The organism is Schaalia cardiffensis F0333, from assembly GCF_005886435.1.
Taxonomy (GTDB): Bacteria; Actinomycetota; Actinomycetes; order Actinomycetales; family Actinomycetaceae; genus Pauljensenia; species Pauljensenia cardiffensis.
Genome location: NZ_CP040505.1, coordinates 976,028 through 1,002,965 on the forward strand (window position 1 = coordinate 976,028; position 26,938 = coordinate 1,002,965).

Here is a 26,938-nt window from a genome sequence, read left to right on the forward strand (position 1 = left end):
CATGGCCCTCCTCTGCCTACGAGTGAAGGAATAAACTGAGAGGATGCTCATCTCAGAAGAGTCCGCGCTCCTCCTCCTTGACCTCGACGAAGACGCGTTGATGGCGCGCCTCGGCCCAGCGACCTGGGCTCAAGGCGCCGGAGCGTTGCGCGCAGGCAAAGTCTCTTCGATCGAAAACGACGAACCCGAGGTCTACGTCGGCAGGGTCAAAGACCGAGGCCTGTCCTATAAGACCTGGGTGAGCTTGCTCGGAGGGAACATCTCCCTGAGCTGCGCATGTCCTGAAGGAGTTGACTGCTTCCACTCCGCAGCACTCCTCCAAGCCCTGCGCTCTCAAGCGCAAGCGCAAACCCGTACGCAATCCCCCTGGCGAGCCCGCCTTGTCTCTCTCGTCGGTGAGCCCACAAGAAAGGGGGAGCCTCTCGCCCTCCTCGTCGACGCGAGCGACCCGAATCGCCCGATCCTCCTCGAACCGCTCAGGCGCGGCCGCTCAGTGCCATGGACCCGTAAACGTGCCTCCTGGCCCGACCTTGTCTCAACACAGTGGGAATCCGTCACCGAAGGCATCGACCCGGTCCACCTTGGCCTCATCCGCGAGGGATACCTCCTGTCACGATCCGATTCTTCTTGGCAGTCACGCCAAGAGGTCTCCCTAGCATCCCTGGGTGATAAAGGCTTCGACTGGCTGCGAAGACTCGAAAAAGACGGCGTGCTCCTCTTACACTCTCTCGATCCGATCGAGCCCCTCGTCCTCGACCCGTCGACCTGGGATCTTGGTCTCGACCTGAGAATGGAAGAGGAGGCCCTCAGCCTGGGAGTGATCGCCCGCAATGGTGAACTCAGCGTCGTACGCCCGCACATTGAAGCTGCGACCCGCCTCCTCGTTCTCGACGGAGGCCGACGCTTCGCCCGTCTCGCCCCTTCGGATCTTCTGCAGGAAATACCCGGCAGGGGAGTGAAAATCCCCGCCGAGGACATCGCCGAATTCCGAGCCGAGTTCCTCCCACGGCTGTCACGCAGGTACTCGATCGTCTCTTCCGATTCCAGCATTGATTTCGACTCCGCGCCCCGTGTGCGCCTCGTCGCAACGGTCCGCATGGAAACAGGCGAGAACATCGTCGTGCGCTGGTGGGCCGAATTCGACTACACCGGAACACCCTCGCGCCTGCCTCTGAGCAGGGCAATGGACGATCCGCAAGTCAAAAGGATCGCCGAACGCATTGACGCTCGAGGAACGGCGCTCGTCTCAGAAGGCTTGTGGGCGAAAGGGCCTTCGAGCTTGCGCCTGCCCGCCTGGAGAGCCGAGGAGCTGCGCGAAAAACTCGTCGCCAGGATCACAGACCCTGAACTCGAATGGGACCTCAGTGAGGAGGTCGCAGGCCTCGTCCTCGATGAGAGTCCTGCGAGAATCCACGCCGACATCGATCCTCTCGACTCGGACTGGTTCGGCCTGAGAATCTCACTCGAAGTCGAGGGTGTCGAAGTGCCTCTGGCCGAAGTCCTCGAAGCTCTCGGAGCGGGGGAGGAACATCTGTGTGTCGCAGGGCGATGGGTGAGTCTTGACGGGCCGAAGCTGCGAAGACTTGCTGCTCTCCTCGAAGAGGCTCGCCTCCTGGGCGATGACCCCCAAGCGCGCCTGAACCGACTCCACGTGGGCCTGTGGGAGCAGATCGAAGAGGACGCTGACGTGCTCGGCGCCCCGGGCGAATGGCGAAAGCGCCTGAGTGCCTTTGACGCTACGCCAGAAGAACTCCCGATCGTGCACCCGGCCTGCGTCACACTGCGCCCCTACCAGCTCGAGGGCATTGACTGGCTGACAACGCGGGCCGGAGCGGGCTTCGGCGGGATCCTCGCCGACGACATGGGCCTAGGCAAGACCCTGCAAGTGTTGACATTAATCGCCACGCTGAAAGGAAGTGGAAGAGTCCACGCGCCCATCCTCGTCGTCGCACCGACCTCGGTCCTGTCGACCTGGAAGAGCGAGGCCGCGCGCTTCTTCCCCGAACTGATCGTGGAAGTGGTGGCTGAGACTGCCAGACGCAGAGGAATGGATCTGCCTTCGATCATCACAGGAGCTGACCTGGTCATCACCTCCTACACGATCGCCCGCCTGGACGCCGAAGAGTGGGAGGCGCAAGAGTTCGGGGGTCTCGTCATTGATGAGGCGCAGGCGGCGAAGAATCCGAGAACCGCGATCCACAAGGTCCTACGAGAGATCACGACCCCCTGGGTTTTCGCGGTGACGGGCACCCCGGTTGAGAACTCGTTGACAGACCTGTGGGCGATTCTCACACTCACCACTCCCGGTCTTTTGCCCGGGTGGAAGACCTTCACTGAGAAGATCCGTCGACCAATCGAAACAGAAGGGGATGAGGCTGCTCTTGAACGTCTCCATCGCCTCATCGCCCCCTTCATGTTGCGACGTACAAAGGAAGGCGTCGCCGAGGATCTGCCTGACAAGATCGAGTCGGTGTTGCGCATTGACTTGGGTGCTGAGCACCGGCGGATCTACGAGCAGTACCTCATGCGTGAACGCGCGAAGATCCTTTCCCTCGTGGACGATGCGAAGTCCAGGATCGACTTGCTCGCATCCATCACGAGGCTGCGCCAACTCGCCCTCGACCCTGCGCTCGTCGTGGAGGATTACGCTTCGATCGGATCGACGAAGGTCGAGTATCTTGCCGATCAGCTCGATGAGATCATCCCACGAGGCCACCGTGCACTCGTGTTCAGCCAGTTCACCTCCTTCCTCGCAAGGATCCGCCTCTTCCTCGAACGTCGGGGGGTGCGAGTCGTTCAACTCGATGGGACGACTCGGGATCGAGATGGAGTGATCGAAGAGTTTCGTTCGGGCGAGGCTCCGGTTTTCCTCATTTCACTCAAGGCCGGTGGCACGGGTTTGACGCTCACAGAAGCCGACTATGTGTATGTCATGGACCCGTGGTGGAATCCCGCAGCAGAAGAACAGGCCGTTGACCGTGCTCACCGGATCGGCCAGAAGAAGAAGGTGAATGTCTATCGTCTGGTTGCTGCCGACACGATCGAGGACCGCGTCGTCGCCCTGCAGGAGAGGAAACGCAGGCTCGTGACTTCGGTCGTTGAAGAGGCGGGCCAGGCGAGCGGTTTCAAGCCTGCGGATATCGCCTCTTTGCTCGAGTAGGGGTGCTGGCTCTTCCTTTTTGACGAGGGCGGGGGCTCGTGTTCTTTTGAGGCCACTGCTCGCGGGGCGGCTTCATGAGATGCGCGTGCTTCTCGGCCGACGGGGTGCAGGGGTGGCGATGCCAGCGCTGCTTCGCTGAGAAGTGTGCTCCTCAGGGGAGAGTGCGAAGGGGAAGAGACTCGTAATAGAACAGGTGTTCGATAGACTGTGGGGGTGATCCACAATGCTCCTGCCGCTTACGCTGAACTTCATGCGCATTCCGCATTCACCCTGCTCGAGGGCGCCGACTCGCCCGCTGCGCTCGTTGAAGCTGCAGTGAAACTCGGCCTGGAGGGGCTGGGGATCCTCGACATTGACGGCATGCATTCCGCCATCCAGACGACAACTGCGGGCAGAAGACTCGGTATGCCCATCATTCACGGCGCAGAACTCAGCCTCGAGCCGACAGGTCTTCTCGAGGCCGAGCGCGATGCTGTAAATCCCGGATGGGGGCTCGCTCGGGGGGCCGAAGACCCGGGAATCCGCCTCCCCATCCTCGTTTCGAGCCCGCAAGGGTACACAACGCTCAGTTCGACGATGAGCGCCCACGCTCTTGCGCGCCCCGGTGTTCGAAAGGCTGCCCACCTCATTTCAGAACTTGCCGACGCGAAGAAGGACTGGCTTATCCTCTCGGGAACGCGACGGGGTCCACTTCGCCGTGCCCTCCACTCGGGCGGCATCGAGGGGGCGAGAAGAATGCGTGACTTCCTCATCGACGCTTTCGGTGAGGAACACCTCCTCATTGAATCCGCTCTGACGCCCACTGATGACCCCCAGCTGGGAGACGTGCTTGCCCTTCTCGCACAAGAACGCGGGCTCCGACTCCTCGCAACGGGAGCGGTTCGCTGCGCGACTCCTCGCTCCCAGGGGCTTGCGGATGTTCTTTCGGCAATACGGATCGGGGAGCCCCTCGGGCGCGTCGAGCCTCATCTGGGTGCATTCCCGCCCTTCCTGCGTTCGGCGCAAGAGATGCTCCGCATTCATCATCGCAATCCCCAAGCCGTGTCCCAAGCAGCTCATATTGGAGGCGAGATCGCCTTCGACCTGCGTCTTCTCGCCCCGCGTCTGCCGCGCACCCACATACCGGAGGGATACAGCAACGCCTCCTGGCTCGCAGAACTCACCAGGCGCGGGGCCCTTGAACGCTACGGGACACGCGAGAAGCACCCGCGCGCCTGGGAGACGATTGACCATGAACTCGAGGTTATTGAGACTCTCGGATTCCCCGGCTATTTCCTTATCGTGAAAGAGATCGTCGATTTTTGTCAGGAGCGCGGAATCTTGTGTCAGGGGCGCGGCTCGGCTGCGAATTCGGCGGTTTGCTACGCCCTGGGGATCACCGCAGTCGACGCCATTCGACATCGTCTTCTTTTTGAGCGTTTCTTGTCGACGGGGCGCTCCTCTCCGCCCGATATTGACGTTGATATCGAAGCTGGGCGCCGAGAGGAAGTCATCCAACACGTCTACGAGTTCTACGGACGCGAGCGGGCCGCCCAAGTTGCGAATGTCATCACCTATCGGCCCAGATCCGCCATGAGAGACGCCGCTCGCGCCCTCGGATACCCTGCGGGGCTCGCTGCTGCCTGGTCGAAGGGGATATCTCGTCACTCCTTTGCGTCCCTGGAGGAAAACAGGGCTAAGGGGAGTGGGCGGGGAAAGAAAGAGGACGAAGACGGGGCAGAAAGGAACACGGGGGAAGGGAGAGCGGGAAAGAAGGACGAGGACGGGCCTGGAAGGAAGGACGAGGGAGGAGAGGGGAAGAGTGCGAGGGATAGGAGGCCGGGGAGAAAGGACTGGGACGGAGTAGGAGGGAGCGCAAAAGAGGATAGGCCGGGAAGGAAGAGGCGCGAGACGCGGGGGAATAGGGCTGAAAAGGGTGAAGACAACTTGGGGGCGCCCCCGCTCGTCGTCTCAGTTGCCTCCGCGCTACACAAACTCCCCCGACACATGGGGATCCACTCAGGTGGCATGGTGCTGAGCGATCAGCCGGTTTCGGGGATCTGCCCGATCGTGTGGGCGGCGAAAGAGGGCAGGAGCGTTCTGCAATGGGACAAGGAGGATTGTGCGGACGCAGGACTTGTGAAATTCGACCTCCTCGGGCTGGGAATGCTCTCCGCCCTGAGAATCGCTTTCGAGCGACTGAGGGAACGTGGAGTTCTTGGCAGGAACGGATCGCCATTGGGGCTGCATAATCTGCCCGAAGAAGATCCAAGAGTGTACGAGCTCCTCTGTGCGGCAGACACCGTCGGCGTCTTCCAAGTGGAGTCGCGCGCACAGATGAACACCCTTCCCCGGCTCGCACCCCGCTGCTTCTACGACATCGTCGTAGAAGTCGCCCTCATCCGCCCCGGCCCCATTCAAGGCAGGGCCGTGAACCCCTATCTGCGTCGACGCAGGGGCCGAGAAGAAGTCTCCTACCTGCATCCCCTGATGCGCCCCGCCCTTGAGAAGACCCTGGGGGTCCCCCTGTTTCAAGAGCAACTCATGCAGATCGCGATTGACGTCGCAGGATTCACTCCCGCTCAGGCTGATCGTCTGAGAAGGGCAATGGGTGCGAAACGATCTCCTGAACTGATGGAGGAACTCCGCGGGCCCCTCATGGAGGGGATGAAGGCTCGCGGCGTGGAAGAACAAGCACGAGAGGGGATATTCACTCAACTCAAAGGATTCGCGGACTTCGGTTTCCCCGAATCCCACGCCTTCTCCTTCGCGCACATTGTGTACGCCTCCGCATGGTTGAAAGTCCATCATCCGGAGGAGTTCTATGCGGCGATCCTTGCCGCCCAGCCGATGGGTTTTTACAGTCCGGCCTCCCTCGTGCATGACGCCCGAAGGCATGAGCTCAGCGTCCTCGCTCCCGATGTCAACGCCTCTGAGCTTGAGGCAAGCGTCGAGTTCTCAGCAAATAGCGATCCGCGTGCGAGAACAGGCGTCGGCGGGGAGGAGGGTCATTGCGCGAAAGCAACTCCTTCGGCGCCAATGAGCCCGCAAAGAGGAAGAAGCGATCAAAGAGGAAGCTGCACTCACAGGGGAATCGGCACTCACAGAGGCACCGGCCGCGAAAAGGGAATAAGCCCGGAAAGGGGAATCAGCCTGGAAAGGGGAAGGGACATCGATACCGCGGGTTGGCTTCGGAGTGAAAAGACAGAAGCGCCGCCCCCGAGTACAGCCCCGATCCGTCTCGACACGACCCCTGGTGCGCATGTGCGTCTCGGTCTCAACGACATCTCCGGCCTGGGCGCCGATGCCGAAGCGATCCTTGAAGCGCGCAGGGAGGGGCCCTTCACCTCCGTGGAGGACCTTGTCATCCGCGCCCAACTCGACGAGCCCTCGATCGTCAGACTCGCGAAGGCAGGAGCCCTCTCAAGTCTTGGCATCTCACGGCGAGAAGGAGTGTGGGCAGCAGGGGCCCTGGGAGTCTCCTCCTGGATTCAACCCTGCCTGCCCGGCACTCAAGTGGGCGCAAAAGCTCCGCTTCTGCCGGAGATGAACGAGGAGGAGGCCCTCATCAGCGACTATCAGTCCATGGGTCTTTCACCTCAGCGTCATCCTTTCGAGTTGCTGCGCGACGAACTCGCTGAGCGCGGAGTCCTTGCGGCCCAGCAGGTGGGGGCTGAGCACTGTGGTGAGGTGATCTGCGTTGCGGGCATCGTGACTCACAGGCAGCGGCCCCACACCGCCCAGGGAATCATTTTCCTCAGCCTCGAGGATGAAACGGGGATTGTGAATATTTCCTGCTCGCCGGACATGTGGAATGCGCATAAGGGGATTGCGCTCGGATCGAAGGCTCTTGAGATACGAGGACGGGTCGAATACGGGGATGGTGCCGTGAGCATCACGGCCCACCGGATGAAGGCAATCGCCCTGCCCGTGCACACCTCTTCACGCGACTTCAGATGAACATCACCTATAGGAAAGAGGAGGCCAGGTGCATAACGAAGCAGCTGCAAGACAATGTGCAAGCAGCGAAGGGGTGGCCACAATCGGCACTGAATGGAACGGTGCGTTGCAACGCGCCTGAAGCAAAGGAAACAACGCGTGCAAGGAGGCGCACAAAACCCTCTGGAAGGACTATCTCAACGCCAAAGCGAGGTCCTCGCCAGTATAGAAACTCGCATCGTGACCCCGTAGTGCGGTAAAAAGGAGGCGCCCTCACACGGGCTCTGAAAGCCCGAGAAGCTCAGCAAGCTCTTGAGGAGAAGAAACACGGGCCGTGCACGAATCCAAATCACCCGGCTGCGCATAGCCCCAGCTCACACCAATGACATCAATCTGAGCTAAAGCGGCTCCCTCGACATCCCAAATGGAATCCCCGATGAGGACCGGGCGGGACACATCATGACCTTGAGCTTCGAGTCGACTCAGCGCATCGGCGATGACACTCGCCTTCGTGGAATCACGCCCCGGGGTCGCGCCGGCGACCACATCAAAAGAATCCTCGAGCCCCAAGTGCGTGATCTGCGCAAGAGCCATGGGCTGCTGCTTCGAGGTGGCCGTGGCAAGAGGAAAACCAGCCGCGTGGAGCAGGGGGATGAGCTCCGTGATTCCGGGGAAAGGAAGGGGCTCAAGGTAGAACTCAATGTATGTGCGTCGATAAGAGGTGACGAGCTCTTCAACAAGATCACCCTCGAATCCCAAATCAGTGAAAGACCACCACAAGGGCGGACCAACATACTTCATGAGCGCCGATTCTTCAGGAACCGGGAATCCCCTTGACGAGAGCACGATCCCGAAGACTTTCGTCACGACGGAGGCTGAATCAACGAGGGTCCCGTCAATATCAAAAAGAACGCTGCTCCAGCGTGAGTGTGAACTCATCGGGATCTCCTTAGATGTGCGTTGACGAGCATCTTCGGCAAGGAATGCGACGAGGGTGAGCCTCTTTGTCGCGGTTATGATGATCGTCATGATCCAGCAGGACGAAGCTTCACGATATACGACGCCCGATTCATCGGATAAGCACGACCCTTCGGATGCGGAAGGCACGAGGATGTGTGCCTGGAGGATCTTCTTCGAAGCATCCGCCCGTCTTCAAGGGATCCTTGAGAACCGCTTGAAGCGCCAATTCGGCTTGACCCTGTCCGACTATAATGTCCTGCTCGCCCTCTGGGAGTCTCCGCATCATGCGCTCCGCATGGGAGAACTGGCCCAAAGAGTGATCTTCTCCCCTTCGCGATTGACCTACATCACGACTCATCTTGAACGTGACGGGTGGATTGAGAAGACGAGCGTGAAGGAGGATCGACGCAGCTCCTGCGCGTGTCTGACCTCACAGGGTGAAGAGGTTGTGAAAAAGGCGAACGCACTTCACCAAGGGATGATCCGCGAATACCTCCTCGAGGGCTTCAATGAGGAGGAAATCTGCGACATCGTGCGAATCGTCCAGGGGTTTGGCGACAAACTCTCCAAGATCCGCGCCTGAGTTCACTCATTCACCGCGAAAGGTGAATTCGGCCAGATCCGGCGAAAAACCCTGCTGGGAGCCTCAATCATGGACCTCGATTTGGTATTCGAAGGTGAGATCGTGTTAGAGTCTTCCTCGTCCGAAGCGAGGGAAACTTCGCTGAGAACACGCAGTCACCTGCGCGGGTGGCGGAATAGGCAGACGCGCTAGCTTGAGGTGCTAGTCCCCGTATTAGGGGGTGGGGGTTCAAGTCCCCCTCCGCGCACGATGAGAGCCCGGGGCTTTAGCTCCGGGCTCTCCTGTTATGTTCACAGCCTCTTGAGCCAAGGAGGAACCCTCGTGCATATCGATGTATGGGCGGAGCTGAGCTGCCCCTGGTGTTATCTCGGCATTCGCCACCTTCGGCGCGCTCTCGCCGAGTTCCCCCACGCCACGCAGGTTGAGGTCTGCCTGCACGCCTTCCTCCTCGAAGCAGAACTCGACCACGCCCTCGACGTCCCCAGGAAAGTTCACCGCATTGAGGACCTCGGTGAGAGTCTCGACGAGGTCCTCGCCGAGGACGCCCGCTTGGAGAAACTCGGAAGAGCGGAGGGGATCGTCTTCGACTTCGACCATGCGATCGTCGCCCCGACCACAAGCGCGCATCGTGCAGTCGCGGCCGCCACGGACTTCGACCTCGTCAATGACACGAGCTGCGGAGCAGATACGAGCGCCTTGAAGCTCGCCGAGGCGATCGGACGCGCATATTTCGAAATGGCGCTCGACATCTCCGACCCGGATGTGCTCATCGGATGCGCCCAAGACATCGGCATGCCCGCCGAATACGTCGTCGAAGCCCTCGCCTCAAGCGAGTACGCGTCCAGAGTCTTCTCAGACTTCCAGATCGGCATCCAAATGGGGATCGGGTGCCTGCCGACCTACCTTTTCGACCGCCGCTTCGTCGTCGAGGATCATCAAACGGTGACGGCGCTGAGCAACATCTTGGCAACCGCCTACGAGAACTCGGGAAAGGATCTTTGAAGATGCCCCAGGAAGAGCCGCGCCTGATCGGAGAAACGCTTATCCTCACGCCGATCACGAGCAAGGATGCCAAGGAGCTGTGCGAGTGCCTCCAAGATCCTCGGATCAGCGAGACGACGAGCGTGCCCTTCCCCTACACCCTCGACATGGCCCGGGAGAACCTCGCCGAATCTGAAGAGAAATGGGCGAAGGGAAGCGCAGACTTCGCGATCAGGAGCGCAGCTGACTCGGCGCTGCTCGGACGCATCGAACTCATCCGTTCCCCGAGAACCCCCGAAGCCTGCGAAATCGCCTTCTTCATTCGCCAAGACCAGTGGGGCAAAGGATTCATGACCGAGGCCGTGGGCCTCGCGCTCGACTACGCCTTCGGACACATGCGCGTCGAACGTGTCGAATGGCGCGCCCAGGTCGGCAATTGGGGATCCTGGAAACCCGTGTGGCGCAATGGCTTCACCCGGGAGGGAGTGCGCCGTTGCCTCAAGGGCCCGGACCAGTGGACTGCGGCCCTGTTGAAGACGGATCCTCGAAAACCCGTGGCTCCCTGGGACGGGCCGGGAGCTGGCCGCGGCCCCGCCCTCGACCCCTCCCAGCCTCAAAAGCTCGTTGAACAATTCCATCGGACCTATTCGATGCCGGTGCGCCTGGGGACGGGGAATGCACCGACGATCGACTACGAGCGCATCCACATGAGGATGTCGCTCATCCAAGAAGAGTTCGCCGAGCTCATGGGCGCGGTCTACGGGGCAGCCGCTCGCTCCATCGTGGAAGTCGCGAGCGAGCAGGCGGTCGATTCAGATGATTGCACTCGTGATCTCATTGAAACGGCCGACGCCCTCGCCGACCTCGTTTATGTCATCTACGGGATGGCGATCGAATCGGGGATCGACCTCGACAAGGTCCTCGCAGAAGTACAGGCCTCGAACCTGTCGAAGCTCATGCCCGATGGTTCCGTCAAGCTTCGTGAAGACGGGAAAGTCTTGAAAGGCCCCGGTTTCTTCGCCCCGAATATTCGCCGCGCCCTCGGACTCGACGCCGAGAACTAAGCCTTGCGCTTCAAATTCGCTCATCGTCCCAGGCGAGGAAGCGAAGGCAATGACACAATACGTACAGCTCGACACATTGAAGGAGAACACCATGGCTCGTGTTGTCGTCATCGGCGGTGGATACGGCGGAATCACCGTCGCGAAGGGCCTCGACCCGATCGCCGAGGTCGTCCTCGTTGAACAGAAGGACCAGTTCGTGCACCACGCAGCCGCTTTGCGTGCCGCCGTGGACGAGGTCTGGGAACAGGCGATCTTCATGCCCTACACAAACCTGCTCACCAGGGGGCGTTTCGTTCACGGCACCGTCTCGCGCGTCGAAGGCACCACCGTGCATGTTTACGGGCACGACCCGATCGAGGCTGACTACCTCGTGTTCGCCACAGGCTCGACCTACCCCTTCCCCGCGAAGTACTCCTCGTCGAATTCGGCGGTCGCGAGGGCGCGCCTCGCCCAATTGCATGAGAACTTCAAAGGCGCACGCTCCGTGATGCTCGTCGGCGGTGGCACGGTCGGCATTGAATTCGCCGGGGAACTCGCCCACACCTTCCCCGGGATGGAGATCATCATCGTCGAGAAGGAAGACACGATCCTTTCTTCGCCCGGATACTCCGAGGAACTGCGCGAAGAGATCTCCGCTCAGCTCGCCGAACTCGGCATACGCGTGATCACCGGATCCGAACTCGCTTTCCTTCCGCCGCATAATGTCGGCGAGCTCGGACACTTCCAGGTCTCGACCCTTGGCGGTGAGCAGATCGAGGGTGATATCTGGTTCCAGTGCTATGGGGCGGCTGCGAACACGGGCTATTTGCACGGCACCGACTATGAGGAGTTCCTCCACCCCAATGGCACCCTCCGGGTTAAGAAGAGCCTGCAGGTCGTGGGCCATGAGCGCAGCTACGCCGTCGGCGACCTGACGGATGTGCGCGAGTCGAAGAGAGCGGATGCGGCGCGCCAGCAGGCTCGAGTCGTGATCGCCAATCTTTCCGCTCTGATCGCAGGGGAGCCCCCTGAGGCCGTGTATGAGCCGACGAAGGAGTGGGTGATTTTGCCGCTTGGCCCGAATATGGGCGCTTCGCAGCTTGTAGACGCCGAGGGCGTGTCGCGCATCGTCGGTGCGGATCAGACAATGGAGATCAAGGGGGCTGATCTCATGGTCTCCGTTATCCGCTCGCAACTCAATCTTCCCTGATCGAATCGTGTTCTCAAGGCTAAGATCGAAGCATGACTGAGGATCCCCGCGGCGCCCTTGAGCGCCTCATCACAGCGTTTCATGAGCATTTCGCTATCGCCCGGCAGGGGGATGACGCGGATGCTGAGGCCTTGGAATCGGCCGAGGAAACGCTGCGCGATGCTTTCTTCACTTACGATGATGAGCTTTTCACCGGTTTCGGCGTTGAACTGCCCTTCGATCTTCTCGACGACGATTACGACGAGGACGAAGACTACGAAGAGGATGAGGATTTCGAGGACGACGAGGATTCCGATGATGGTTTCGTCGACGTTGATGACTGATTTTTCGGCGTGAGACCTGGGGCCTTGGACGTTGAGTCCAAGGCCCCAGCTGCGCCTCTACGGGCCTTCACAGACCAGCGATCTCATCAAGCACCCTCCTGATCGGCTGGGGAAGAGGAGCACCCCCTTCAAGGATCTGCTCCAATTGGCGCGATGCTCTCGGTCCGATCAGAGCAGTCGTCACACCGGCGGCATCTTTCGCCCACGTCAAGGCCACATCCAGGGGCGTGCGATCCAAGCCTTCAGCGGCCCTCACCACGCCTTCGGTGATCGCGCGATTCTCCGCATCAAGGAAAGGATCGACGAGCGCGCGCATCCGCGCAGAAGCAGCCCGAGAATCCGGGGGAGTGGAATGGCGGTATTTTCCGGTGAGAACCCCACCTGCGAGAGGAGAAGCTGCGATCACCCCGATACCCGCATCAGTGACCCGATTGCGAAGCTCCAGGCTCTCGCTCGCCGTGAGAATCGAGAAAGGCACATGGATCGCGGCAAGGGGAATGCCTTTGAGGGAGTGAAGAAGAGTGAGCGCTTGAGCCGCATCCCACAGTCCAAAGCCCGCGAGCCCGATGTAGCGCGCCCTTCCGCTTCGATAAGCGGTCTCCACAGCCCCGAGAGTCTCCTCCACAGGGATGGAAGGATCATAGGAGGCGAGCCACAGATCAACATCGTCGACCTCGAGACGGGCAAGGGCATCATCGAAAGAACGGAGCATGTCCCCGCGCGCCCCCGAGGACGCCCAACTCCCATCGGGAAGACGCCGGGCCCCTCCACGCAATGCGAGGACGAAACGATGGCGTCCGAGCGGGCGAATCGCTTCGGCGCACACATCGAGCGCACGCCCATCACCATCCAGGGGACCGCATTCAATGAAGGATCCCCCTTCGTCGGCGAAACGGGCGAGCATATCAACGGCCTCAGCCGCCTCGGTGTCTCGCCCCCAGGTGAGGGTGCCGAGTCCCAAGTCGGAGACGCGAAGGCCACTTGATCCGCACTGGCGAAAGTCCATGTGGCCAGGGTAGCCGTGTTCGGTTCCACACCGCGATCGGGCATCGTGAAAGCGGTGAAGGCGCGCCTCGCCCGTAGGGTGAGAACATGACGTGGTTTGATGCGATTTTCCTCGGTCTGGTCCAAGGCCTCACCGAATTTCTCCCGATCTCCTCCTCCGCGCACCTGCGCATCCTCGGTGAACTCGTGGGCAAGGAGGATCCGGGCGCGGCCTTCACAGCAATCACCCAGATCGGCACAGAGACTGCGGTGGTCATCGTGTTCTGGAAGGACATCGTGCGGATCCTTTCGCACTGGTGGAAAGCTTTGCCGTTCATCCCAGCTGCGAAACGCCTGCCCTCTTCAGATCCGGATGCCCGCATGGGGTGGATGATCATCCTCGGTTCTTTGCCGATCGGCGTCCTTGGCCTCCTCCTGCAGGACTGGATCGACACGAGTTTTAGGAACCTGTGGATCACGGTCGTCATGTTGGCCCTTTTCGGCGTGCTCCTCGGCTTCGTGGATTCGAAGATGCGTCAGGTCCGCACACTCGATCGCATGTCGTGGCGCGATGCAATCCTCTACGGCCTCGCCCAGGCGATGGCCCTGATCCCAGGCGTGTCGCGTTCGGGTGGGACGATCACCATGGGACGCGCCCTCGGGTATACGCGCGAAGCCGCCGCACGCTACTCCTTCCTCCTCGCAATGCCCGCAGTCTTCGCTTCGGGTCTGTACAAGGTGTACAAGGTCTTCTCAGGCGGAGATGTGGTCGCCGTCCCGCAGACGGCGGTCGCGACACTCATCGCCTTTCTCGTCGCCTGGGCGGTCATCATCTGGTTCTTGAAGCTCGTGTCGACGAAGTCCTATAAGCCCTTCGTCTACTACCGGATTGGCCTTGCGATCGTGGTCGCCGCCCTCTTACTCACAGGTGTTCTCATGCCCGCCTCCACCGCAGGGCTCGCCTGATGTTGCCCGAAGCCCTCCTCCTCGACCAAGACGGCACCCTCATCGACTCCGAACCTCTGTGGGAACAGGCCGAGGCGGAGATGATGCGTTCCCTTGGGGGCGAGTTGACGCGTGACATGCGCGAGAAGATGATCGGCGGTCCGCTGCGCACCACGATCGACATCATGCTTGAGGCGACGGGCGCGAATCGTGATCCTCAGGAGTTGGAGATCCAGCTCGTGTCCGAGGTCGCTCGACTTGTCCAATCGGGGGGAGTGCCGTGGATGCCGGGCGTTCATAGCCTCTTCAATCGGATGAACGCCGCAGGAGTGCCCCTCGGCCTCGTTACCTCCTCGTGGCGTCAGATCGCTGATGGGGTTGCCCAGGCCGCGCCAGAGCCGGGTTTTGCCCGCATTGTGACGGGTGAGGATATCGCTCGGCCCAAACCAGAGCCGGACGCTTATGTGAAGGCTGCGCGTCTTTTCGGGGCGGATATCCGCAGATGCGTCGCCGTCGAGGATTCTTTGACGGGGATTCGATCGGCCCTCGCGTCGGGAGCAATCGTCGTCGTGATCCCCGGGGTTGTGGATGTCCCCGCTTCGTCGGCCTACTCGCGTGTGACGTGCTTTGATGATGTGAGCATTGAGCTGCTTGAGGCACTGATGGCGGGGGAGCGCTTCGACCTCCTGTGAGTGTGAGGCGCACAGAAGGCATGGCCCCCGCCCGCGCCGCACATGCGTCTTTTCGTTCTTGTGCATCGCTTGCGAGTGCAGGCCTCCGCCTGCGGCGCATATGTGCCTCTTCGACCTAGCACATCGTTTGCGAGTGCATGCCCTCGCCCGCGCTCCTCGCAAGAAACTTGGGCCCTCTCCATCAGCTGAGCCCCGCACACACCAATGAGCCCCGCACACCAACGGGTCCTGCCACGAGCCTATCGTCGTTAGACACCCGAGTGCGCAGCTCAGGACACTCTTCACGACACCCTGGTACGCAAGAGACGCTCGAATCCCCCCTCAGGGGGCTCGGGGGCCCGCCCCTCGAAAAGAGGACACAGGTGCTTGACGCCGCACCAATTGCACAGCGGATTGCGGCGAGGCATGAACTCCTCGCGCCTGGCATCCGCTTCAATGCGCCCCCACAACTCAGAAATCTGATCGCTAAAACGCGCAATATCACCAGGATCGGGGTCGAAAGTAAGGACCTGCCCCGACTTCAAGTAGAGGAGCTGAGCCCTGGCGGGCAAACGATCCGTCAACTGCAAGAGCAGAGCGTAGAAACGCATCTGGAAGAGCGCCTCGTCCTGGAAACGCGGCGAGGGCGCACGGCCCGTCTTGTAATCCACGACCCGCAGATCTCCCGCAGCGGAACGATCAATCCGATCAATGAACCCGCGAAGACGGATCCCATCCGCAGTGACAGCATCGACCAACTGCTCACGGGCCGCGGGCGCAAGCCACTGGGGATCCTCAATCGAAAAATACGCGGTGACGATTTTGCGGGCCGACTCGAACCACGGGCCCTCTTCCTCGGGGGTCTCAAAAACAGAGAGAACCTCAGGGGAGGACACCTTCTTCGCATCCCATTCCTTTTCCAGCAGTCCGATCGCGGCCTCGACGCTGCGCTCTTTGAAAGGAAGATCGTAGAGGCGCTCCAACACCGAATGCACGAGGGTCCCCAGCGCGGTCGCTTTGCTCGGCGGGTCGCTGATCTTGTCGACGACATGGAGACGGTACTGGTAGGGGCAGCGCTCGTACTCCTTCGCGCGCGAAGCTGAAAGAGCGGGGCCCTTCAGGCCCTGGGTTCGTGGCGTCGGAGAACTCATGACTCAACGCTAGCGCGCCCCATCTTCATCTGCGGATCTCACAAAGGGCGAAGCGGACTCGGAGGATAGACTGAACAGGATGAATGAGACCCCCACGCCCGACAAAGCCCCCGCCGCGCACATCCAGCAGACTCGACTCAGCCAGCAGACACGACTGGGCCAAGAGAATCGGCGCGGCCCCCTCACCCAGGGCGATCGCGTCCAAGTCAAAGACCCCAAGGGACGTTTCCACCAGATCATCCTCGTGCATGGCGGGAAGTTCCAATCAAATCGCGGAGGCTTCTTACACGACGAAGTCATCGGCCGCCCTGATGGTCAGGTCATCATCACCGAAGAAGGACGCGAATTCCAGATCATGCGTCCCCTCATGGTCGACTACGTCATGTCAATGCCCAGGGGCGCGGCCGTTGTCTACCCCAAAGACGCCGGTGTCATCACCCATATGGGTGATATTTTTCCCGGCGCGACCGTTGTCGAAGCTGGAGCCGGTTCGGGAGCCCTCTCGATGGCGCTCCTCAACGCCGTCGGCCCAAAAGGCCACCTCATCTCCGTCGAGCGCCGACAAGAATTCGCCGATATCGCCAGAGCGAATGTCGATCTGTGGTTCGGGGCCGCTCACCCGGCCTGGGATCTGAGAGTCGGGGACCTCGCCGCCGAACTCGCCACAATGGAAGAAGGCAGCGTCGACCGGGTCGTTCTCGACATGCTCGCCCCCTGGGAGAACATCACGGCGATCACCCGAGTCCTCGCACCCGGCGGCGTCCTCGTCTGCTACATCGCGACCGTCACGCAGCTCTCGCGCCTCATGGAGGAACTACGCGGCGCCCAATGCTTCACAGACCCGATCACCTGGGAGGACATGCGCCGCGAATGGCATGTCGACGGCCTCGCCGTGCGCCCCGAACACCGCATGGTTGCCCACACCGGCTTCCTCCTTTCAACTCGGCGCCTCGCTCCCGGGGTCTCGCCTCAAACCCGTTCGACTCGTCCCGCAAAGTCCTCAGAAGGACTCGGGGGCCAATGGGACGAGGAAGACTCCTGGTCCGATACGGCGGTGGGCCTGAGAACAGCTTCCGAGAAGAAACTGCGCAAAGTCCGAAGGGACGTGCAGGCGAAGGCCGAAGCCTGGGTCGAGGGGAAGAAGAAGACCGATGAATGAGGACCTCAAGGCTGAGCCCACGGAGGACATGCGCCGCCTCATCGTCTCCCTCGAGGAGAAGAACGATCGCCTCGCGAAAGCCCTCCATCAGGCGCGCGGTGAACTCGTCAAAGCACAGGCGCAACTCCTCGAAGTGAATCGTCCGCCGCTTACTCTTGGGATCTTCCTCAACGCCGACATCGCTTCCCGGCAGGTCGAAGCAGTCGTCAATGGGCGCCACATGCGCCTCGCCGTCTCCCCCTCATTGGACTTGCACAGCCTCGCCTACGGTCAGCGCATCCGCATCGACGACAACCTTGTCGCCGTCGCTCCCGATCGTTTCCAACGCACAGGCTCGATCGTCTCCGTCCTTGAACTCGTCGGAGACGATCGCGTCCTCGTTTCAGGGGAGGGCGGGCAAGAGCACATGCTGTTCCTCGCGGGCCCTGTGCGTCACGGCAACCTGCGCCCCGGCGATTCCCTCGTGGTGGACCTGCGTTCGGGAATCGCCTTGGAACGCATTATCCGCTCCGATGTCGAGCAACTCCTCACCCCGGAGATTCCGGACACGAACTACGAGGACATCGGGGGCTTGGACGAACAGATCGCCCAGGTCCGCGACTCGATCGAATTGCCCTTCACCCACCCCGAGATGTACCGCGCCTACGGTCTTCGACCCCCCAAGGGCATCCTCTTGTACGGTCCGCCGGGCTCGGGCAAGACTCTGATCGCGAAAGCCGTCGCGAATTCCCTATCGAAGGCGGGCAGCGGGAAACGCACCTACTTCCTGTCGATCAAAGGACCGGAGCTTCTCAACAAGTTCGTCGGAGAGACGGAGCGGCAGATCCGCGCGATTTTTTCGAGGGCGCGCTCCCTGGCCGCTGGGGATGTGCCCGTCGTCGTGTTCTTCGACGAAATGGAAGCGCTTTTCAGGACCCGCGGAACCGGTGTCTCCTCCGACGTGGAAACCATGATCGTCCCTCAGCTCCTCGCGGAAATGGACGGGGTTGAAGCCCTCGACAATGTCGTCATCATTGGAGCCTCGAACCGGGCTGACATGATCGACCCTGCGGTCTTGCGGCCTGGTCGTCTTGATGTGCGCATCCGCGTCGAACGGCCCGACCGGGTCGGAGCGCGAGACATTTTCACGAAATACCTCACCCCCAGGATTCCGATCCGTGAAACGGAAATCGCGGCCCACGGCTCCCTCGACGCCGCGGTCGATCACATGATCGACCAGGCCGTGGAACGTCTCTTCGTCACAGACGAGACGAGCGCCCTTTTTGACGCGCGCCTCGCCTCGGGGCGGACACAACGGATCTACTTCAGGGACGTCATCTCAGGGGCAATGATCGCGGGAATCGTGGAGCGCGCGAAGAAACTCGCCATCAAAGATGCTCTCAAAGGTGAAGAACACGGCCTGTCAGTGGCCCACATCCTCTCAGGCGTTCACGAAGAGATGCGCGAGTCGGTGGAACTGGCCCAGACCTCCTCCCCGGAGGATTGGGCACGCACCATTGACCTTCGAGAAGAGATCGTTGCGATCTCACAACTCAGAGGAGGGGATGAATGAGGATCATCGGGACTGAAACCGAATACGGCGTCTACCGGCCCGATGACCCCTGGGCGAACCCGATCGCCTTGTCGACTCAAGCCGTTCGCCTCTACGCTGAGATCTCCCGGCACGGTACCGAGGCCGAGGGCGCGGCGCCGGTGCGTTGGGACTATACGGCAGAAGACCCCCTCAACGATATGCGCGGCATGCGTCTATCACGGGCGGCAGCCGACCCTTCCCTATTGACGGACGATCCCTACCATTTGGCGCCTTCGGGCGGCTCAGAGACGATCGCGCGCCCAAGTCCAGAAGAGCTCGCCCTTCCCGCGCAAACCACAGCGGTCTTGAAGAATGGTGCGCGCCTCTACGTTGACCACGCGCACCCCGAATACTCCTCCCCGGAGGCGCTCGGTGCATTCGACGCCGCACTGTGGGACCGTGCGGGCGAAGTCATCGCCCGGCGCATCATGGAACGCGCCGAAGCCGAGGGCATGCCCCTGGTCCTCGTGAAGAACAACACCGATGGGAAGGGCGCCGCCTACGGAACCCATGAGAACTACCGGGTCCAACGCAGCATCGACTTCGAGGACATTGTTCGGGGGATGACACCCTTCATGGTGACCCGTCCCGTGATCTGCGGAGCCGGGCGCGTCGGCCTCGGGCAAAAGTCCCAGATCCCCGGGTTCCAAATGTCGCAGCGGGCGGACTTCGTTGAGAACGAGGTCGGTTTGGAAACGACCTTCAACCGTCCGATCATCAACACTCGCGACGAAGCCCACGACAACCCGGCGAAACACCGCAGATTCCACGTCATCGGCGGCGACGGCAATCTTTTCGACGTGTCGATCCTGCTCAAACTTGGCACGACATCCCTCGTGCTTTGGGCCATTGAACAGGGGATCGGCCTCGAATGGGAAGCCCTCGGCCTCGACGACCCGGTTCAAGAAACCTGGAACGTCTCCCACCACCCCGAACTCGATTATCAGATCGCAACCGCTGGGGGACGCTCCTATAACGGGGCAGAACTCCAACAGCTCTACCTTGATCTGGTCCTGGAAACCTTCGAGCGTCTCGGAACCACTCCCGACGAGGTCGACGCCCGGGTCCTCGAAATGTGGCAATCCGTCCTCGACCGGATGCGCGCCGATCTTTTCTCAGTCGCCGCAGATGTCGAATGGGTCGGAAAATACCAGCTGCTCGCCCGCGCGCGCGAGCGAGCAGGCTGTGAATGGTCAGACCCGAGGCTCGCGGCAATGGACCTGCAATGGGCGGATCTTCGCCCCGAGCATTCCCTCGCGATGCGCCTCGCGAAGGCGGGGCGCGTCACGAGGCTCTTCACCGAGACACAGGTTGAAAAAGCGGCAGACACTCCTCCGACGAACACCCGCGCCTACGGGCGCGGCTTGGCGGTCGCCCAAAGAAAAGACCTCGTGAAGGCATCGTGGACCTCCCTCGTCCTCGACCCCGGGGTGGGCGACCTGATCCGTCACCCCATCGCCGATGCCGCGAGCAGCGGCGAACTGTGAACCCAAGGAGAACACACATGGACAGCAGGCAGATCTTCGCCCCCTCCGGCCCGGACAACGAGCCGGAGGAACTCGGCGGCGCAGGCCAGGTTCAGGCCTTCACCCAGTCCCTCGATGATCTTCTCGACGAAATCGACTCCGTCCTCGAAACCAATGCAGAGGCCTTCGTTCAGGGCTTCGTGCAGAAGGGCGGCCAGTGAGGTGAGGCGCCGAGTCGTCGGAATCGAGACCGAGTACGGGCTCATGGCCGCCACCGCCGAGGGCGGAGCCTCCAGCATGGACGCCGAGCACGCGGCAGCGCAGCTCTTCACCCCCTTCCTTCGCGCAGGACGATCCTCCAACCTTTTCCTGAGGAACGGGGGACGCCTCTATCTCGACGTCGGCGCCCACCCTGAATATGCGACCGCCGAATGCGACCGCCTCGAAGACCTCCTCGAACAAGACCGCGCAGGTTCGCTGATTTTGGCCGAGCTCGCCCTCGAAGCCGATAAGGCCTTCGAAGAACTCGGACAGCCTGAAAGGCTGCACCTATTCCGCAACAACCTCGATTCTCAGGGCAATTCCTGCGGCTGCCACGAGAACTACCTCCTGCACCGCAGACGCGACTTCCGCCAGGTCGCCGACGCCCTCGTCTCCTTCTTCACGACCCGTCAGATCCTCGTCGGCAACGGCAAGATTCGCCACAGCGCTTCAGGGGCGGCACTGAGCTTCTCCCAACGCGCCGAACAGATGTGGGACATGGTCTCCTCCGCGACGACGCGTTCACGACCGATCATCAACACCCGAGACGAACCCCTCGCCGATTCGGGCTCCTATCGACGCATGCACGTCATCGTCGGCGACACGAATGTCGCAGAACCAACAAGCGCCCTGAAGATCGGCATGACGGAGCTGCTTTTGCAGGCCGTGGAAGACGGACTTGTCATCGAGGATCTCGCTTTGGCGGACCCGATGCGGGCAATCCGCGAGATCTCAGTGGATCTGAGCGGCTCAACGCGGATCGAATTGGCCAATGGCCGCTGGGCGACTCCGATCGAGATTCAAAAAACGATCCGCGAGCGCGTGCTTGACTCCATTGACCCGGATTCAATGGATGAGATGCACCTGTACCTCGTCGACTTGTGGGGGCGCGGCCTCGACGCGATTTCAAGTGGCGACTGGTCCACTGTGGAAACGGAACTCGATATTGCGATCAAGCGCAAGCTCTTATCGACCTACGCGGCGAAGATCGGCACGACACTTGCAGACCCCAGAGTCGCGCGACTCGAACTGTCGTACCACGACATCACCGCCCAGGGGCTCTTGCCAAAACTCGAAGGCGCGGGCCTGGTCAAGCGCCTCACCTGCCCTGAAGGTGTCAGGCGCGCGATCACGACGCCCCCGCAAACGACCCGTGCGCGCCTGCGGGGCGCGATCATTGGCGCAGCGGAAGATGCTCGCGCCGATGTGAGTGTCGACTGGGTGCACGCCCGATTGGATGACCATATGACGCCCCCGCTCTCCCTCCAAGATCCTCTGGCAAGCGAGGATCCGCGCGTCGACGCTTTCATTGAGAAGATCTACGATCACGCCCCGGTGTTGCCAGCATGAGCTCTCCTTTCCCTGATCGACGCCACAGGAAACGTCCGAAGAAGAGGCGCCTGCCTTGGGTTCTCCTCGGCCTCGTTCTTGTGCTGCTTTTCAGCTTGGGCGTACTCGCAGTCCTGCGCCCCTGGGAAGAAGCGACAGAGACGGCCCAATCAGCGCCCCTCGGGGCTTTGGATGCGGTGTCTGTTTCCGGGCGCGCGGGAGCGACCCCCGTCATCTCTTTGACGAGACCACTGACAGTTGGGGCCCTGAAATTCAGAGTCCTGGAAAACGGGGAGGGCAGGGACATCAGCTCGGGTTCCCCGGTGCTCTTATCCCTCAGTTCTTTCGACGGGGCCTCCGGAGCGTCGAAGTCCCCAAGGGGGCGCCCCCGCCTCGTCGTCGGGCATGCGCATCCCGAAGCACTCGGCGTGGATCTGGCGAGCCTGGTCATCGGCCAGAAGGAAGGGGCCCGGATCGTCACGATCCGTCCCCTCGGTTCTCAGGCCGATGGTACGACGCCAAGTGAGATCACAGTGATCGATATTCTCGCTTCAAGCGCCTACGGGGATGAGAACACTGGAGAACATGCGGGGCCCCTTCAGGTTGAGATGACCGCAGACGGTCCCCTCGTTACGCACGATGCGAGTGTGCCGCGGGGGACGAGCGTCCAAACGCTCATCCGCGGCGACGGCCCCCAGGTGAGGGAACATGATCGCGTTGTCGCACAGTATGCCGTGATCGGATGGTCCGATTCCCTCGTCCGCTCGTCGACTTGGCTCGATGGGATGCCCCAACTTGTTCCCCTCGACTCGACGATGAAGGGACTTTCGGAGGCTCTGGTCGACCGCAGGGTCGGTTCACGCCTGGCGATCACGGTCCCACCCGATCTTGCTACCGGAGATGACACCTTGTGCATTGTCATCGATATTCTCGGAACGGAGCCCGCCGGGGAGGATGAGCCCGAAGCTGAGGACGAGTCCGCGCGTTGAACAGGGCGGGGTGGCGAGCGCCCACTTTTCTGGACTGCGCTCGAAGAAGCCGCATCCGGGCAACTAGGATCAGAGCATGCCCGTAGCTTTGCGTATCATCCCCTGCCTTGATGTTGATGCTGGTCGCGTCGTCAAAGGCGTGAATTTTGAGAATCTTCGCGATGCCGGGGACCCGGTGGAACTCGCCTCCCGCTACGGCACAGAAGGCGCTGACGAAATCACCTTCCTCGACGTTTCGGCCTCCTCACAGGGACGTGCCACAATGCTTGATGTCGTCGCCAAGACCGCCGAAGAGGTTTTCGTGCCGCTCACGGTCGGTGGTGGGGTCCGCAGTGTCGAGGACGTGGCCCGCCTCCTGGCCCACGGCGCAGACAAAGTCGGCATCAACACGGCCGCGATCGCAGACCCTGATCTCATCTCAAGGGTCGCGGATCGTTTCGGCGATCAGGTCCTCGTCCTGTCCGTTGACGCACGCAGATGTCCCGAGGGCGTGACCACGGCCTCCGGTTTTGAGGTGACGACCCACGGCGGCAAACGCTCCACCGGCATTGACGCCCTCGAATGGGCTCTGAAAGCCGCTTCCCTTGGCGCAGGGGAGATTCTGTTGAATTCCATGGACGCTGATGGGGTGCGCACGGGTTTCGACCTTGAGATGCTCAACGTGTTCCGCTCCGAAGTCACCATCCCACTGATCGCCTCCGGGGGAGCGGGCACTTCCGAGCATTTCCTGGAAGCGGCGCGAACGGGCGCGGACGCGCTCTTGGCCGCTTCGGTCTTCCACTTCGGGGAGGTCGCGATCTCAGACGTGAAGAGCGCACTTCACACGCAGGGGTTCGAGGTCCGCATCTGAGGACCACACCGGGCCAGGGCCCTTCGCTGTGGGAGACTGAGGGCATGCTCAGATGGATGACCGCGGGAGAATCACACGGACCGGCGCTGGTCGCTGTGATCGAAGGGGTTCCTGCAGGTTTGGAGTTGCAGACCTCGGACTTTGAAAGGGCGCTGTGGAGGCGCCGACTCGGACACGGGCGAGGAGCCCGTCAAAAGTTCGAGAAGGACCGGGTGAGGATCCTCGGCGGGGTTCGCCACGGCCTGACTTTCGGCGCTCCGATTGCCATTGAGATTGCGAACTCGGAGTGGCCGAAATGGGAGACCGTCATGTCGGCCGACCCAGTGGACCCCCAAGCCCTGCTCATCGATGCGGGAAGCGGGGACGAACGCGAAATCGCGCGCAACAAGCCCTTGACCAGACCCCGCCCCGGACACGCCGACCTGGCGGGAATGCTCTCCTACGAACTTGAAGACGCCAGGCCCGTCCTCGAGCGCGCCTCGGCGAGAGAGACCGCGGCGCGCGTCGCCCTCGGGGCGGTGGCGGAAGCGATCCTCTCCCAGGTCGGGGGAGTGCAACTCCTTAGCCACGTCATCCAGGTCGGAAACCTGCGCGCCGAAGAACCCATTCAGCCGATGCCGGGCGACGAGGAAGCGCTCAACGCCTCCGCGATGCGGACCCTCGACGCGGATCTCGATCAACGATTCCGTGAACTCGTGGACCACACGAAAGCCAATGGCGACACCATCGGAGGGGTCGTGGAGGTCATCGCCTGGGGTGTTCCAATCGGCTTGGGAAGCCATGTGAGCGCCCGCGCACGCTTGGACGCGAAGATCGCTCACGCCCTCATGTCGATCCAATCAGTCAAAGGCGTGGAGATCGGTGACGGCTTCGCCCAGGCGGCGATGCTCGGCTCTGAGGCCCACGATGAAATCCTCAAAGGCCCAGACGGCCACCTGCTGCGGGCCTCCAACCACGCCGGCGGAATCGAGGGCGGCACCTCGAACGGCCAACCGATCGTCGTGCGCGCCGCATTCAAAGCGATCTCAACCGTGCCCCGCGCCCTGCGCAGCGTTGACCTGGCAAGCGGAGAAGAAGCCCTCGGCCTTCACCAGCGTTCTGACACCTGTCAGCTCGTGCCCGGCGCACTGATCGCCCAGGCCGAACTCGCCCTCGTCCTCGCCGATGCCCTCTTCGAACACGCCGGAGGAAAAAGCGTCGCCGAAATGAGGCGCAATCTTGAGGCCTACCGCCAGCGAGTGGGGGAGCGCGCATGACGTCCCTCTCGCTGCCGATCGTGCTCGTCGGTCTTCCCGGTGCCGGAAAGACGAAAGTCGGGCGCCTCGCCGCTCAATCCCTCGGTGTTGCGCATATCGACACGGACCGGCTCATCGAAGAAGAAGCGGGATGCTCGATCTCGACGATCTTCGCCCAAGAAGGCGAAGCGGGGTTCCGTGAGCGCGAGGCTCAGGCCGTGGAACGCGCCCTCAAGATGAAAGCGATCATCTCCTTGGGAGGCGGGGCCGTCACTTCGCCCAGGGTACGTGAACTCCTCAAGAACGTTGACGTCGTACGGATCGAAGTCGAACACGAAGAGCTCTTACGCAGGGTCACGAAGAAGAACCACCGTCCACTGCTGCGAGAGGACCCTGATGGGGTACTGCTCAGGCTGCGCGAGGAGCGCGAACCCTACTACCGGGAGGTTGAAACCGTGACACTGCCCTCCGATGATGGCCCCGCCCTAGAGGTCGCCGAACGCCTCCTCGGTCTCATTGACACGCACAGGAGCACGATCCACGTCAAAGGCAGCGCCCCCTACGATGTGCTCATCACACGGGGAATCACCGCCGAAGCGATCCTGGAGGTCCTCCGCCCCCAGGCAACGAAGGTCCTCCTCGTTCACGCCTCCCCAGTGGAGGAGGCGGCGCAGGAAATTGCTGAGGGCTTGCGCGCCCAAGGACTCGAAGTTCATCTTGCCTCCCACCCCGAGGGCGAGGCCGCGAAGAGCCTCAACGTCGTCGCGGGCCTGTGGGATCTGGCGGGACGGATCACACTCGGGCGCGCGGACGCGCTTGTCGCGATCGGTGGTGGAGCGACCACCGACATGGCCGGTTTCGTCGCCGCGACTTGGCTTCGGGGCATCGACCTCGTGACCATGCCGACGACACTCCTGGCGATGGTGGATGCCGCAATCGGAGGTAAGACGGGGATCAATACGGCGGCGGGTAAGAACCTCGTCGGCTCCTTCCACCCTCCCAGGCGGGTCCTGTGCGATCTCGATTTCCTCTCAAGCCTTCCGGAGCGTGATTTTCGGGCCGGCATGGCTGAGGTCCTCAAATGCGGGTTCATCAGTGACGAGAAGATCCTCACCATCGTCGAGGAAGCGGAGCCGGACACTCTGATTGACCCGGCTTCACCTGAGCTTCGTGAACTCCTTGAACGGGCGATCGGTGTCAAAGCGCGGGTCGTCTCCGAAGACCTCAAAGAATCGGGGCTGCGCGAGATCCTCAATTACGGGCACACTTTCGCTCACGCGATTGAACGCTGCGAGGACTACACCTGGCGTCACGGTGAAGCGGTCGCCGTTGGCTGCGTTTTCGCCGCACACCTGGCGCAGCTGCGGGGGCTGCTCTCCCAAGAGGATGTGGCGCGCCATATTCGCGTGTTGTCGAAAATGGGGCTTCCAACATCCTACGAGGGCGCGACGCTCGGGGGATTGAAGGATGTGATCGCCTCCGATAAGAAGGCGCGTCAGGGGCGCATGAGGTTCATCCTCCTCAAAGGAATCGCCCGCCCTGAAGCCTTCCAGGTCGAGCCCTCTGAGCTGGATGAGCCCGCAGAGCGGATCGGGATTCACTCATGAACACGCCGCTCCTCGTGCTTGTCGGCGTGTCCGGCGCGGGCAAAACGAGCGTCGGGCGCCTCCTCGCCGACACACTCGGGGTCGACTTCCTTGAGGCCGATGACATCGTGGAGAACACCCTCGGAGCGCCCATCGCTGAGCTCGTGATCCGCAATGCGCCAGGGCTTGCCGAGGCCCGCAGGAATGCCGCACTGAGGGTTTTGACGAGCCCGGGGGCGGTGGTGACGCTGGGCGCCAGCCAGATCGAGGACGAGCAGACGCTGCGCGCCCTGCACGATGCGAAAGCCCAGGGCACGAGAGTCGTCGAGCTGAGTGTCGAGATCAGCGAGCTCGCGAGACGTCAGGGCTTGAACGCTCCACGTTCACTAGCTCTGGGTGCACCGAGGGCGCAGCTCGCCATGATGATGAAGACTCTTCGGGCCCGGTACCTGGATGTGGCGGATTCATCAGTACAAACCGGTGGCCGTGAGCCCCGGCAGATCGCGGAGTCGATTGTGCGGGAGTGTAGACTTACGGGCGATTCTTAATCTCCCCGACAGT

The 26,938-nt window shown here is 61.8% G+C and carries 22 protein-coding genes and 1 tRNA gene; 20 read left to right on the forward strand and 3 right to left on the reverse strand.

Going from position 1 to position 26,938, the window contains the following annotated elements:
* Positions 1-43: 43 nt before the first annotated feature.
* Together FFA61_RS03975 and dnaE are read left to right on the forward strand one after the other, a co-directional pair.
* The gene (locus FFA61_RS03975) at positions 44-3,160 is read left to right on the forward strand and encodes a DEAD/DEAH box helicase (RefSeq protein WP_005963604.1); all 3,117 of its coding nucleotides are present in this window, start codon (positions 44-46) and stop codon (positions 3,158-3,160) included.
* Between the two features lie 213 nt (positions 3,161-3,373).
* Positions 3,374-7,099: a DNA polymerase III subunit alpha gene (gene dnaE / locus FFA61_RS03980; protein WP_005963606.1), complete on the forward strand. Its 3,726-nt coding sequence runs from the start codon at positions 3,374-3,376 to the stop codon at positions 7,097-7,099.
* Between the two features lie 252 nt (positions 7,100-7,351).
* Here dnaE and FFA61_RS03985 read toward each other — a convergent pair whose 3' ends face one another.
* Entirely contained in the window at positions 7,352-8,107 is a 756-nt protein-coding gene (locus FFA61_RS03985; protein ID WP_005963607.1) for an HAD hydrolase-like protein, read from the reverse strand.
* On the opposite strand from FFA61_RS03985, the gene FFA61_RS03990 reads away from it, so the two are divergent.
* From FFA61_RS03990 to FFA61_RS04015, 6 genes are all read left to right on the forward strand, one after another.
* A complete protein-coding gene (locus FFA61_RS03990) occupies positions 8,106-8,621 on the forward strand; it encodes a MarR family winged helix-turn-helix transcriptional regulator (protein WP_005963609.1) in 516 nt (171 codons plus the stop codon). The two genes, FFA61_RS03985 and FFA61_RS03990, sit on opposite strands and share 2 nt — an antisense overlap.
* Before the next feature lie 161 nt (positions 8,622-8,782).
* Positions 8,783-8,868: transfer RNA gene (locus FFA61_RS03995), tRNA-Leu, on the forward strand.
* A 74-nt stretch (positions 8,869-8,942) separates the two neighbouring features.
* On the forward strand, positions 8,943-9,623 hold the full coding sequence (locus tag FFA61_RS04000) for a DsbA family oxidoreductase (protein ID WP_040314123.1): 681 nt from the start codon (positions 8,943-8,945) through the stop codon (positions 9,621-9,623).
* Between the two features lie 2 nt (positions 9,624-9,625).
* Positions 9,626-10,666 (forward strand): GNAT family N-acetyltransferase, encoded by a 1,041-nt coding sequence (locus tag FFA61_RS04005; RefSeq protein WP_005963613.1) that lies wholly within the window; start codon positions 9,626-9,628, stop codon positions 10,664-10,666.
* A 91-nt stretch (positions 10,667-10,757) separates the two neighbouring features.
* Positions 10,758-11,855 carry an FAD-dependent oxidoreductase gene (locus FFA61_RS04010; protein ID WP_040314124.1) on the forward strand — a complete coding sequence of 366 codons (1,098 nt, stop codon included), beginning with the start codon at positions 10,758-10,760 and terminating at the stop codon, positions 11,853-11,855.
* Positions 11,856-11,887: 32 nt separating this feature from the next.
* On the forward strand, positions 11,888-12,178 hold the full coding sequence (locus FFA61_RS04015; protein WP_005963617.1) for a hypothetical protein: 291 nt from the start codon (positions 11,888-11,890) through the stop codon (positions 12,176-12,178).
* 67 nt (positions 12,179-12,245) lie between these two features.
* On the opposite strand, the gene FFA61_RS04020 is transcribed toward FFA61_RS04015, so the two are convergent.
* Complete coding sequence (locus FFA61_RS04020; protein ID WP_005963619.1) at positions 12,246-13,184, reverse strand: aldo/keto reductase; 939 nt, start codon at positions 13,182-13,184, stop codon at positions 12,246-12,248.
* A gap of 86 nt (positions 13,185-13,270) precedes the next feature.
* Between FFA61_RS04020 and FFA61_RS04025 the strand changes: the two genes are divergently transcribed.
* Both FFA61_RS04025 and FFA61_RS04030 read left to right on the forward strand, forming a co-directional pair.
* Complete coding sequence (locus FFA61_RS04025; RefSeq protein WP_005963621.1) at positions 13,271-14,128, forward strand: undecaprenyl-diphosphate phosphatase; 858 nt, start codon at positions 13,271-13,273, stop codon at positions 14,126-14,128.
* On the forward strand, positions 14,128-14,799 hold the full coding sequence (locus tag FFA61_RS04030; protein WP_005963623.1) for an HAD family hydrolase: 672 nt from the start codon (positions 14,128-14,130) through the stop codon (positions 14,797-14,799). Before FFA61_RS04025 ends, FFA61_RS04030 begins: the two co-directional genes overlap by 1 nt.
* A gap of 281 nt (positions 14,800-15,080) precedes the next feature.
* Here FFA61_RS04030 and FFA61_RS04035 read toward each other — a convergent pair whose 3' ends face one another.
* Complete coding sequence (locus FFA61_RS04035) at positions 15,081-15,929, reverse strand: RecB family exonuclease (protein WP_005963626.1); 849 nt, start codon at positions 15,927-15,929, stop codon at positions 15,081-15,083.
* A gap of 79 nt (positions 15,930-16,008) precedes the next feature.
* Here FFA61_RS04035 and FFA61_RS04040 point away from each other — a divergent pair, with 79 nt between their 5' ends.
* The 10 genes from FFA61_RS04040 (at position 16,009) to FFA61_RS04085 (ending at position 26,925) form a co-directional block, all read left to right on the forward strand.
* Positions 16,009-17,088 carry a tRNA (adenine-N1)-methyltransferase gene (locus FFA61_RS04040; protein WP_005963628.1) on the forward strand — a complete coding sequence of 360 codons (1,080 nt, stop codon included), beginning with the start codon at positions 16,009-16,011 and terminating at the stop codon, positions 17,086-17,088.
* Positions 17,081-18,640 (forward strand): proteasome ATPase, encoded by a 1,560-nt coding sequence (gene arc, locus FFA61_RS04045; RefSeq protein ID WP_005963630.1) that lies wholly within the window; start codon positions 17,081-17,083, stop codon positions 18,638-18,640. Before FFA61_RS04040 ends, arc begins: the two co-directional genes overlap by 8 nt.
* Positions 18,637-20,148, forward strand: a complete 1,512-nt coding sequence (gene dop / locus FFA61_RS04050) for a depupylase/deamidase Dop (RefSeq protein ID WP_005963632.1) — start codon at positions 18,637-18,639, stop codon at positions 20,146-20,148. Before arc ends, dop begins: the two co-directional genes overlap by 4 nt.
* A gap of 17 nt (positions 20,149-20,165) precedes the next feature.
* Positions 20,166-20,348, forward strand: a complete 183-nt coding sequence (locus FFA61_RS04055; RefSeq protein WP_005963634.1) for a ubiquitin-like protein Pup — start codon at positions 20,166-20,168, stop codon at positions 20,346-20,348.
* Position 20,349: 1 nt separating this feature from the next.
* Entirely contained in the window at positions 20,350-21,738 is a 1,389-nt protein-coding gene (gene pafA / locus FFA61_RS04060) for a Pup--protein ligase (protein WP_005963635.1), read from the forward strand.
* Positions 21,735-22,706 carry an FKBP-type peptidyl-prolyl cis-trans isomerase gene (locus FFA61_RS04065; RefSeq protein ID WP_005963637.1) on the forward strand — a complete coding sequence of 324 codons (972 nt, stop codon included), beginning with the start codon at positions 21,735-21,737 and terminating at the stop codon, positions 22,704-22,706. The genes pafA and FFA61_RS04065 overlap by 4 nt, the downstream gene beginning before the upstream one ends.
* Before the next feature lie 76 nt (positions 22,707-22,782).
* A complete protein-coding gene (gene hisF / locus FFA61_RS04070; protein ID WP_005963639.1) occupies positions 22,783-23,556 on the forward strand; it encodes an imidazole glycerol phosphate synthase subunit HisF in 774 nt (257 codons plus the stop codon).
* 44 nt (positions 23,557-23,600) lie between these two features.
* Positions 23,601-24,812, forward strand: a complete 1,212-nt coding sequence (gene aroC / locus FFA61_RS04075) for a chorismate synthase (RefSeq protein WP_005963641.1) — start codon at positions 23,601-23,603, stop codon at positions 24,810-24,812.
* Positions 24,809-26,398 carry a 3-dehydroquinate synthase gene (gene aroB / locus FFA61_RS04080; protein ID WP_005963642.1) on the forward strand — a complete coding sequence of 530 codons (1,590 nt, stop codon included), beginning with the start codon at positions 24,809-24,811 and terminating at the stop codon, positions 26,396-26,398. Before aroC ends, aroB begins: the two co-directional genes overlap by 4 nt.
* Positions 26,395-26,925, forward strand: coding sequence for a shikimate kinase (locus FFA61_RS04085; protein ID WP_005963644.1), 531 nt, complete (start codon positions 26,395-26,397; stop codon positions 26,923-26,925). Before aroB ends, FFA61_RS04085 begins: the two co-directional genes overlap by 4 nt.
* Positions 26,926-26,938: the final 13 nt, after the last annotated feature.

What these genes read in the sequence shown, in the direction of transcription:
- aroC (WP_005963641.1), top strand. Translation starts at nt 23,601, where the DNA reads ATGCTCAGATGGATGACCGCGGGAGAATCACACGGACCGGCGCTGGTC.
- FFA61_RS03990 (WP_005963609.1), top strand. Translation starts at nt 8,106, where the DNA reads ATGATCCAGCAGGACGAAGCTTCACGATATACGACGCCCGATTCATCG.
- FFA61_RS04065 (WP_005963637.1), top strand. Translation starts at nt 21,735, where the DNA reads ATGAGCTCTCCTTTCCCTGATCGACGCCACAGGAAACGTCCGAAGAAG.
- arc (WP_005963630.1), top strand. Translation starts at nt 17,081, where the DNA reads ATGAATGAGGACCTCAAGGCTGAGCCCACGGAGGACATGCGCCGCCTC.
- FFA61_RS04005 (WP_005963613.1), top strand. Translation starts at nt 9,626, where the DNA reads ATGCCCCAGGAAGAGCCGCGCCTGATCGGAGAAACGCTTATCCTCACG.
- FFA61_RS04020 (WP_005963619.1), bottom strand. Translation starts at nt 13,184, where the DNA reads ATGGACTTTCGCCAGTGCGGATCAAGTGGCCTTCGCGTCTCCGACTTG.
- hisF (WP_005963639.1), top strand. Translation starts at nt 22,783, where the DNA reads ATGCCCGTAGCTTTGCGTATCATCCCCTGCCTTGATGTTGATGCTGGT.
- FFA61_RS04035 (WP_005963626.1), bottom strand. Translation starts at nt 15,929, where the DNA reads ATGAGTTCTCCGACGCCACGAACCCAGGGCCTGAAGGGCCCCGCTCTT.
- dop (WP_005963632.1), top strand. Translation starts at nt 18,637, where the DNA reads ATGAGGATCATCGGGACTGAAACCGAATACGGCGTCTACCGGCCCGAT.
- FFA61_RS04055 (WP_005963634.1), top strand. Translation starts at nt 20,166, where the DNA reads ATGGACAGCAGGCAGATCTTCGCCCCCTCCGGCCCGGACAACGAGCCG.
- FFA61_RS04015 (WP_005963617.1), top strand. Translation starts at nt 11,888, where the DNA reads ATGACTGAGGATCCCCGCGGCGCCCTTGAGCGCCTCATCACAGCGTTT.
- FFA61_RS04010 (WP_040314124.1), top strand. Translation starts at nt 10,758, where the DNA reads ATGGCTCGTGTTGTCGTCATCGGCGGTGGATACGGCGGAATCACCGTC.
- FFA61_RS04085 (WP_005963644.1), top strand. Translation starts at nt 26,395, where the DNA reads ATGAACACGCCGCTCCTCGTGCTTGTCGGCGTGTCCGGCGCGGGCAAA.
- FFA61_RS04030 (WP_005963623.1), top strand. Translation starts at nt 14,128, where the DNA reads ATGTTGCCCGAAGCCCTCCTCCTCGACCAAGACGGCACCCTCATCGAC.
- FFA61_RS04025 (WP_005963621.1), top strand. Translation starts at nt 13,271, where the DNA reads ATGACGTGGTTTGATGCGATTTTCCTCGGTCTGGTCCAAGGCCTCACC.
- aroB (WP_005963642.1), top strand. Translation starts at nt 24,809, where the DNA reads ATGACGTCCCTCTCGCTGCCGATCGTGCTCGTCGGTCTTCCCGGTGCC.
- FFA61_RS04040 (WP_005963628.1), top strand. Translation starts at nt 16,009, where the DNA reads ATGAATGAGACCCCCACGCCCGACAAAGCCCCCGCCGCGCACATCCAG.
- FFA61_RS03975 (WP_005963604.1), top strand. Translation starts at nt 44, where the DNA reads ATGCTCATCTCAGAAGAGTCCGCGCTCCTCCTCCTTGACCTCGACGAA.
- FFA61_RS03985 (WP_005963607.1), bottom strand. Translation starts at nt 8,107, where the DNA reads ATGACGATCATCATAACCGCGACAAAGAGGCTCACCCTCGTCGCATTC.